Here is a 7,669-nt window from a genome sequence, read left to right as displayed (position 1 = left end):
CCTGATAGCCGCCAACCCGCCGTCGCAGCGAAGCGGGTCAAGGTGGAGCGCCAATGACGCGCGAAGCGCTCGATGGCGACGACCTTGAGGCGCGCAGCGGAGACGGCCACCATCAAGCGGCAGGAAACGGGGAAACCACCCGCACCCGCAGGAGAGCCCGGCCCACCGGTGCGAAAATCCTCCAATCCGCTGTCCCAGATCCGTGTGCCTGAACTCAGTGCCACGATTCACTTCACCTGAGAACACGCGCAGGACATCGGAAACTGTTACTCTCCCGCGGTCGGAGCGGCATCCCTCCGCCCCGCTCTCCTGCTCCCGCTCTCCTGCTCTCCTGCTCCCGCTCTCCTGCTCTCCTGCTCCCGCTCTCCCGTCCCCCACTCTCCCTCCCACTCCCACTCCCACTCCCACTCCCACTCCCACTCCCACTCCCACTGAGAGGATTGTTCACGTGACCACACCACCCCGCCGCGTCGCCTCCACCGCGACCCTGGTCCTGGCCGCCTCCGCACTGGTGGCAATGCCGTCATCAGCCTCCGTCGCGCCGTCGATCCCCGAACCTCCCGGACAGCACGAGGTGCGGTTCGCGACGTTCAACGCCGCTCTGGAACGCTCGGAAGAGGGCGCCCTCGCCGACGAGCTCGCCACCCCGGACAGCGAGCAGGCGCGCAACCTCGCGGAGATCATCCAGCACGTGCGCCCCGACGTCCTCCTGGTCAACGAGTTCGACTACGACGAAGAGGGTGTCGGGCCCCAGCGCTTCCAAGACAACTACCTGTCCGTGGGGCAGAACGGCGCCGACCCGGTCGAGTACCCGTACGTGTACACGGCCCCGGTCAACACGGGTGTGGCCTCCGGTGTGGACCTGAACGGCGACGGCGAGGCGGTCACCGAGCCGGGCAGCCCCGAGTACGCCGAGGACGCCTTCGGGTACGGGCTCTTCCCCGGCCAGTACGGGATGGTCGTGTACTCGCAGTACCCGATCGTCACCGACCGGGTGCGGACCTTCCAGAAGTTCCGCTGGGCCGACATGCCGGACGCGAAGCTGCCCACCGACCCCGAGACCGGCGAGCCGTTCTACTCCGAGGAGGCCCTGGAGGTACTGCGGCTGTCCTCCAAGAGCCACTGGGACATCCCGATCGACACCGGCCGCGGGCGCCCCGTACACCTGTTGGCGAGCCACCCGACCCCGCCGACCTTCGACGGCCCCGAGCAGCGCAACGTCGCCCGCAACCACGACGAGATCCGCTTCTGGGCCGACTACGTGACGCCCCGCAAGGGCTGGTACATCCAGGACGACGAAGGCGGCTTGGGCGGGCTCACGCCCGGGGCGCCCTTCGTCATCGCCGGCGACCTCAACGCCGACCCTAAGGACGGCGACGGACATCCCAAGGCGATGACGCAGCTGTTGGAGCACCGCGACATAGTGGACGTGCGCCCCTCCAGCCAGGGCGGACGCGGCGCCGCCGAACGGCAGGGCGGCGCCAACGACGACCACGAGGGCGACCCGAAGCTGGACAGCGCCGACTTCGTCGACGAGCCGGGCCCTGGCAACCTGCGCGTGGACTACGTGCTGCCCTCGCGCTCGCTGCCGGCGCGGGGTTCGGGTGTGTTCTGGCCGACCGTGGACGACCCGCTGTTCCGGCTGACCGGGGACTACCCCTTCCCCAGCTCCGACCACCGCTTGGTGTGGGTGGACCTGGTCCGTCCCTAGAGGTCCTTGCCTGGAGCGGGGCCGCACAAGGGGCTGAGCGGGGCCGCACAAGGGGCTGAGTGGGCCGGGCCCAGGGGCTGGGTGGGCCGGGCCGTGACGGCTCACGTGGTACGCGCGGACTCCTCCTGGGCGGCGGCCAGTCCGGCGCTGATCACGCTGTCCATGATCGCGGCGAGGCGGTCGGCGCCCAGGCGGGGCGCGTGCTCGGCCATGCGCTCGACGAGTTCGCGCTCGCGGCGCAGGTCGCGCCCGGCGAAGTAGCCGACCGGCTTGAGGCGCTGGACCTGGGCGGCGACCAGGGCGCGGCGCTCAAGCAGCTCGGCGAGCTCTGAGTCCATCTGGTCGATGTGTCCGCGCAGGTGGAGGATCTCCTCGGCGGCTTGTGGTCCGACCGGCTGCTCGGCCTGCTTCGCTACGGGGGGCGCGGGTTCGGTGTGGCGCTCGTGCACGGTGGTCCCTTCCTGGGTGCGTTCGCGGATGCGGCGCGGCCGTGCGTCCCCTGGCGAATGCGGGTCTCGGGGCGTCGGCCGCCCGAAAAGACGAAAGAGCACCGGGCGCTGCCCGAGTGCTCTATAGCCGACGTTCCCGATTCCGCCTACGTGAAAGCGGCCGACGGGTCCGTCGGCTGGCTAAACACGAAATAGCGGTGGGTCACGGGAGTGAGCGTACTACACCGAGGGGCCGCGCCCGAACCGGGCACGGCCGCCATGGACGGGACCGCGGTCACTCGGCAGCCTCGACCTGGATCATGAGCCCGGTTGCCTCTGCGGTGACCTTGCCGTGGGCGCGGATCTCACCGGCGACGAAGACCTTGCGTCCCTCGACCCGGTCCACCCAGGAGGTGATCTCCAGCGGAGTGAACAGCGGAGTGGGGCGCCGGTAGTTGACCTCGAGCTTCGCGGTCAGGCCGGGGCTGGTCTCGGCCGAGGAGACGCTGCCGACGGCCTGGTCGAGCATGGCTGCGACCCAGCCGCCGTGGACCAGTCCGGGCGGGCCCTGGTAGATGGTGTTGAGGGTGACCTCGCCGCGCAACCCCTCGGGGGTGCGGTCGAGGAGGAGGCGCGGTGCGGCCGGATTGGTCTCGCCCTCGACGATGTTGGTGATGGTGCCGACCGCGGTGCTCCCGTCTCCGAGTTCGCGGCGGACCATGGTGCCGACCTCTCGGCGGGCCACGTTGAGCCGGTCGGTGAGGCGCTCGACCGTGGCGGCGGTCTCGGCCAGCGTGTCCGAGTCGACCTCGGTGTTGGAGACGGCGTCGATGAGGCCGTTGACGCGGCTGACCAACGTGCGCAGTTCGGCGGGGAGGGAGCTGCCCTCGACGAGCGGGAGCCCGAAGGCCCGCGGGTCGGGGCTCTCGGTGGCCGGCTGCGTGTTGACCGTCATGTCTTCCTCGTCGGGTCGGTGTTGGTGCTCGGTCGGCTGCCGCGCGCACGGGGCGCGGGGCTACCGACCCCAAAACCGAATCTTACTCGGTAGTACACCGACGGGGTGCGGGCGGGCGGTGCGCTCCCCGTCACACGGATGGGAGACAGGGGCCACCGGCCACGGCGAGACCGCGGAGATCCGCCCTGATCAGCCGAGCTTGTGCTCCATGTGGAAGTGCGGGATACCGGCGTCCATGAACTCCTCGCCGTGCGCGGAGTAACCCAGCCGCTCGTAGAAGCCCAGCGCGTGGGTCTGGGCGTGGAGTTCCACCCGGTCGAGCCCCGACTCCCGAGCAAGCTCCCCGGCGGCGCGGACCAGCGCGGCCCCGGTGCCCTTGCCCCGCCCCGCAGGCAGAACGGCCATGCGCCCCAGGAGCCCGGCGCCGTCGCCCTGGTCCACCAGGCGGACCGTGCCCACCGGAACCCCGTCGACCAGCGCGAGAAGGAACTCCGACGTGGTGTCGCGCTCGTCCCACTCCTCCTCGATGGGTACCTGCTGCTCGGCGACGAACACGGCGCCCCTGATCACGAAGACTGCCGCCCGGTCGCGCTCATCCTGGACACGGCGAATCTGTGGCTTGCTCATCCGCGCAGACTACCGGAAGATCCCGCCCGGCCAGGGTCGGGCGACCGCCCCTCTCCCATGGCGAAGCGCCCCGAAGGAATCCACCGGACACGACCTAACCTGGACGTATGGAACTGCCGAGTGAGGTCCACCCCACAGTCGAGGACCCGCGAGTGGAACAGGCGCGGTACTGGCGCTTCTCCGGCCTGCCCGACACCGAACTCCTCACCGCGCGTTTCGTGACCACGACCTTCACCCGGCACACGCACCCCACGTACACGATCGGAATGATCACCGGCGGCATCGAGGAGTACTCCCACCCGGGCGGCAAGTCGCGCGTGGGCCCGGGCGGACTGGCCGTGGTCGGGCCGGACGAGGTGCACACCGGGCACGCGGGGGTCCCCGAAGGCTGGGGGTACCGGGTGTTCTACCCGGCGCCCGAGGTGGTCGCGGGCATCGGCCGTGAGCTGGGGATGCGGGGCACACCGGGGTTCACGGAGTCCGGGATCCACGCGCCCGAGGTCTCCCGGGTGCTGGTGAGGGCGCACATGGCTGCTGAGCAGGGTTCCCGGCTGGCCGCTTCTTCCCTGGCCAGGCAGGGGATCGCGATGCTTCTGCGTTCCCACGGGCGGGAGCGCGCGACGGAGGGCGGTACGCACGCGGCGCGGCCGGAGGCGGTTCGGGCGCGTGGCCTGCTGGCTGAAGGCCTGGTGGACCCGCCGACGCTGGAAGAGCTGGCCGCGCAGGTGGGGCTCGGCCCGTTCGCGCTGGCCCGGGCCTTCCGAGCGGCCTACGGCCTGCCCCCGCACGCCTACCTGAACCAGTTGCGGGTGGACCGGGCCCGGTCCCTTCTGGCCCAAGGACGCCGCGCGGGCGACGTCGCGGCGGAGGTCGGGTTCGCCGACCAACCGCACCTCACCCGCCACTTCCGTCGGCACCTCGGTGTACCGCCGGTCACCTACCAGCGCGCTCTGCTCGGGACCTGATTTCGGGGCCACGGTGCCTTGGGGAGGCGCAAGAACGTTCAAGACGCCCGAACCCGGCCCGCCTAGCATGGGGGAACGTGAAACTCTTCTCTCTTCTCCGTTCACCGGCGGTGCGGGACAGCCTGGGGATCGGTGTCGCCGTGGGCGCCGCCGGGCTGGCGTTCGGTACCGCCGCGGTGGCCGCCGGGCTCTCGCCCGGCCAGGCCCTGTTCCTGAGCCTGTTCATGTTCACCGGTGCCTCCCAGTTCGCCCTGGTCGGGGTGATCGCCGGGGGCGGGAACCTGGTCGCCGGGGCGCTTGGCGCCCTGCTCCTGGGTGCCCGCAACACCTTGTACGGGCTGCGCTTGGCTGATCTGCTCGGGTACCGCGGTGTGCGGCGCGCGCTGGCCGCGCACGGAGTGATCGACGAGACCACGGCCGTGACGCTGATCCAGCCGGACCGGGAGTCCGCACGCACCGCGTTCGTGACGACCTACGTGGTCCTGGGCACCTTCTGGGTGGCCACGACCCTGGTCGGGGCGCTGGCGACGGACCGGGTGAGCGACATCGACGCCTTCGGGTTGGACGCGGTGGGTCCGGCGATCTTCCTGGGTCTGCTCTGGCCGCGGCTGCGTGAGGGCGGCCCGCGTACGTGGCTGATCGCCGGGCTGGGCGCCGGACTGGCGCTGGCCTCGACCCCGTTCCTGCTCCCGGGCGTGCCGGTGCTGCTGGCCGCCTCGGCCGCCCTGCTGGTCTTCGTCGGTGCGGACGACCGGGAGAAGGGCCCGAGCCGAGGTACCGACCGTGCTGGGGAGGTGCGGCAGTGACGCTGTGGATCGCGCTGATCGCCACCGCTGTCGGCTGCTACCTGCTCAAGTACGCGGGTATGTCGGCCCCGCGACGGCTGCTGGACAACCCGTGGCTGCAACGGTTCGCCATGGCCGTTCCGCTCGCGCTCTTGGCCGCGCTGATCGCCGTCCAGGCCCTTGGCGACGGGCAGGCCTTGGTCTGGGACACCGCCCGTATGGCAGGGGTGGGCGCCGCCGTTCTCGCCCTGGTGCTGCGCGCGCCCTTCCTGTTGGTGATCGTCGCCGCGGCGGGCACCACCGCGGCCCTGCGCGCCCTTGGAGTCGGGTAGGGAACGGCTGGGAAGGGTTGTCCACAGGCGGTCCCGCCCGGCCTTGACCGGCCATGGGCCGCCTGCCAGAGTCAGCCGCATGCGCACCGGCACACCCTGGCTCCGGTGCGTGACTTGAGTGGACCTTGCGACGATGGAAGGACCCGCCTCCATGGCCCCTGCCGCACAACGGCCCCTACCCCCCACCGATACCGCAGCCCACGCGGCGGTGGAGGTCCTGGCCGCCGCCGGGATCAGACGGTGCTACACCGTCCCCGGTGAGAGCTTCCTGGAACTGGCCGACGCCATCGAGCAGCACCCGGAGATGGCCCTGGTCTCCACCCGGCACGAGGGCGGCGCGGCCTTCATGGCCGAGGCGGACGCCAAACTCACCGGGGTGCCCGCTGTCGCCGCCGCCACCCGCGGCCCCGGAGCGGCCAACCTGGCGGTGGGGGTGCACACCGCGATGCAGGACTCCACCCCCATGATCGTGTTCCTCGGCCAGGCCGAGACCGAACGGCTCGGACGCGAGGCCTTCCAGGAGGTGGACCTGACCGCCTTCTACGCACCCATCACCAAGTGGTCCACCACGGTGCACCGGGCCGACCGGCTCGCGGAGATCACCGCGCGGGCGATCCGGATCGCCACCACCGGCCGACCGGGGCCGGTGGCGATCGCCGTGCCGGGCGACCTGTTCGGTGAGCGGGTCGGGCACGGTCCCACACCGAGTCCCTCGGTGGTGCCCCGGCCACCGCTCGGCGAACAGGACCGCGGCCGGCTCGCCAACTGGCTGGCCCGCGCGGTGCGCCCGGTGATCATCGCTGGCGGCGGCGCGCGGTCGGCACGCGCGGACCTGGTGCGCGTGGCCGAGCAGTACAGCGCGGGTGTGTACGCCGCCTGGCGCAGGCAGGACGTGTTCCCCAACGACCATCCCCTCTACCTCGGGCACCTCGGGCTGGGTGCGCCGAGCGGGGTGCTGGGAGCCCTGGCCGACGCGGACGCCGTCCTGGTGGTCGGGTGCCGGATGAGCGAGACCACCACCCAGGGCTACCAGCTGCCCGAGTCCGACGGGCGCACCCGGGTGGCGCAGATCGACATCGACCCGGAGCAGGTGGGTGCCACCAAGGACGTGTGGCTGGGGGCGGTAGCCGATGCCGGAGCGGCGCTGCGGTCGCTGGCCCAGGCCCCGGTCAAGGTGCCCTACCGGGACTGGAGCGGGGCCCGCCGGGTCTGGGTGGAGAGTGCGACCATCCCGTCCCAGGCAGCGGAACACCGGGGCAACCTGCTGCATCCGTGGTCGGTGATCGCCGGGATGCGCGAGGCACTGCCAGAGGACACCCTGATCACCAATGACGCGGGCAATTTCGCTTCCTTCCTGCACCGGGGCTGGTGGTTCCGGCACCCCGACACACAGCTGGCGCCGACCAGCGGGGCCATGGGCTACGCGGTTCCGGCCGCGGTGGCGGCGAAGATCGCCGCTCCCGAACGGACCGTGGTGGCCGTGGCCGGTGACGGCGGCGCGCTGATGACCGGCCAGGAGTTGGAGACTGCGGTGCGCAACCGCGCGGCGGTCACCCTCGTGGTGTTCCAGAACGGGCTCTACGGCACCATCGCCATGCACCAGGCCCGTGAACTGGGCCGGATCGCGGGGACCGAGATCAGCGGGCCCCTGGACCTGGCGGGTTACGCCCGTTCGCTGGGCGCGCGCGGCGCCACCGTGCACACCCGCGAGGAGTTGGCGAAGGCGTTGTCCGAGGCGGTGGGTTCGGACCTGCCCACCCTGGTGGACGTGCGTACCGACCCCGAGGTGATCAGCCCGACCACCACCATGTCGGACCTGTTGGGCCTGGAATGAGCCCGGGTGGGGTGGCCGGAGTCGGCCGCCCC

The 7,669-nt window shown here is 71.6% G+C and carries 9 protein-coding genes; 5 read left to right on the top strand and 4 right to left on the bottom strand.

Annotated elements, in window-relative coordinates; translation table 11 throughout:
- Window positions 1–224: hypothetical protein (locus ACYVDG_RS09275; RefSeq protein ID WP_460748253.1), on the bottom strand; the 224-nt coding region annotated here is incomplete at its 3' end.
- Between the two features lie 293 nt (window positions 225–517).
- On the opposite strand from ACYVDG_RS09275, the gene ACYVDG_RS09270 reads away from it, so the two are divergent.
- Window positions 518–1,711, top strand: coding sequence for an endonuclease/exonuclease/phosphatase family protein (locus ACYVDG_RS09270; RefSeq protein WP_460748303.1), 1,194 nt, complete (start codon window positions 518–520; stop codon window positions 1,709–1,711).
- Between the two features lie 101 nt (window positions 1,712–1,812).
- Here ACYVDG_RS09270 and ACYVDG_RS09265 read toward each other — a convergent pair whose 3' ends face one another.
- The 3 genes from ACYVDG_RS09265 to ACYVDG_RS09255 all read right to left on the bottom strand — a co-directional run bounded on the left by ACYVDG_RS09265 (window position 1,813) and on the right by ACYVDG_RS09255 (window position 3,721).
- Window positions 1,813–2,160: a chorismate mutase gene (locus ACYVDG_RS09265; RefSeq protein WP_460748251.1), complete on the bottom strand. Its 348-nt coding sequence runs from the start codon at window positions 2,158–2,160 to the stop codon at window positions 1,813–1,815.
- A 274-nt stretch (window positions 2,161–2,434) separates the two neighbouring features.
- On the bottom strand, window positions 2,435–3,094 hold the full coding sequence (locus ACYVDG_RS09260; protein ID WP_460748248.1) for a PaaI family thioesterase: 660 nt from the start codon (window positions 3,092–3,094) through the stop codon (window positions 2,435–2,437).
- A gap of 189 nt (window positions 3,095–3,283) precedes the next feature.
- A complete protein-coding gene (locus ACYVDG_RS09255) occupies window positions 3,284–3,721 on the bottom strand; it encodes a GNAT family N-acetyltransferase (protein WP_460748246.1) in 438 nt (145 codons plus the stop codon).
- 107 nt (window positions 3,722–3,828) lie between these two features.
- Between ACYVDG_RS09255 and ACYVDG_RS09250 the strand changes: the two genes are divergently transcribed.
- The 4 genes from ACYVDG_RS09250 to ACYVDG_RS09235 all read left to right on the top strand — a co-directional run bounded on the left by ACYVDG_RS09250 (window position 3,829) and on the right by ACYVDG_RS09235 (window position 7,637).
- Window positions 3,829–4,686, top strand: a complete 858-nt coding sequence (locus ACYVDG_RS09250) for a helix-turn-helix domain-containing protein (protein WP_460748244.1) — start codon at window positions 3,829–3,831, stop codon at window positions 4,684–4,686.
- 77 nt (window positions 4,687–4,763) lie between these two features.
- Complete coding sequence (locus ACYVDG_RS09245; RefSeq protein WP_460748241.1) at window positions 4,764–5,492, top strand: AzlC family ABC transporter permease; 729 nt, start codon at window positions 4,764–4,766, stop codon at window positions 5,490–5,492.
- The gene (locus ACYVDG_RS09240; RefSeq protein WP_460748239.1) at window positions 5,489–5,803 is read left to right on the top strand and encodes an AzlD domain-containing protein; all 315 of its coding nucleotides are present in this window, start codon (window positions 5,489–5,491) and stop codon (window positions 5,801–5,803) included. The genes ACYVDG_RS09245 and ACYVDG_RS09240 overlap by 4 nt, the downstream gene beginning before the upstream one ends.
- Before the next feature lie 151 nt (window positions 5,804–5,954).
- Window positions 5,955–7,637, top strand: a complete 1,683-nt coding sequence (locus ACYVDG_RS09235; RefSeq protein ID WP_460748236.1) for a thiamine pyrophosphate-dependent enzyme — start codon at window positions 5,955–5,957, stop codon at window positions 7,635–7,637.
- Window positions 7,638–7,669 lie beyond the last annotated feature (32 nt).

The sequence above is a fragment of the Nocardiopsis oceani genome, assembly GCF_054777395.1.
Note: the sequence above shows the minus strand (reverse complement) of the source record. Positions and strands in the feature narration are given on the sequence as shown.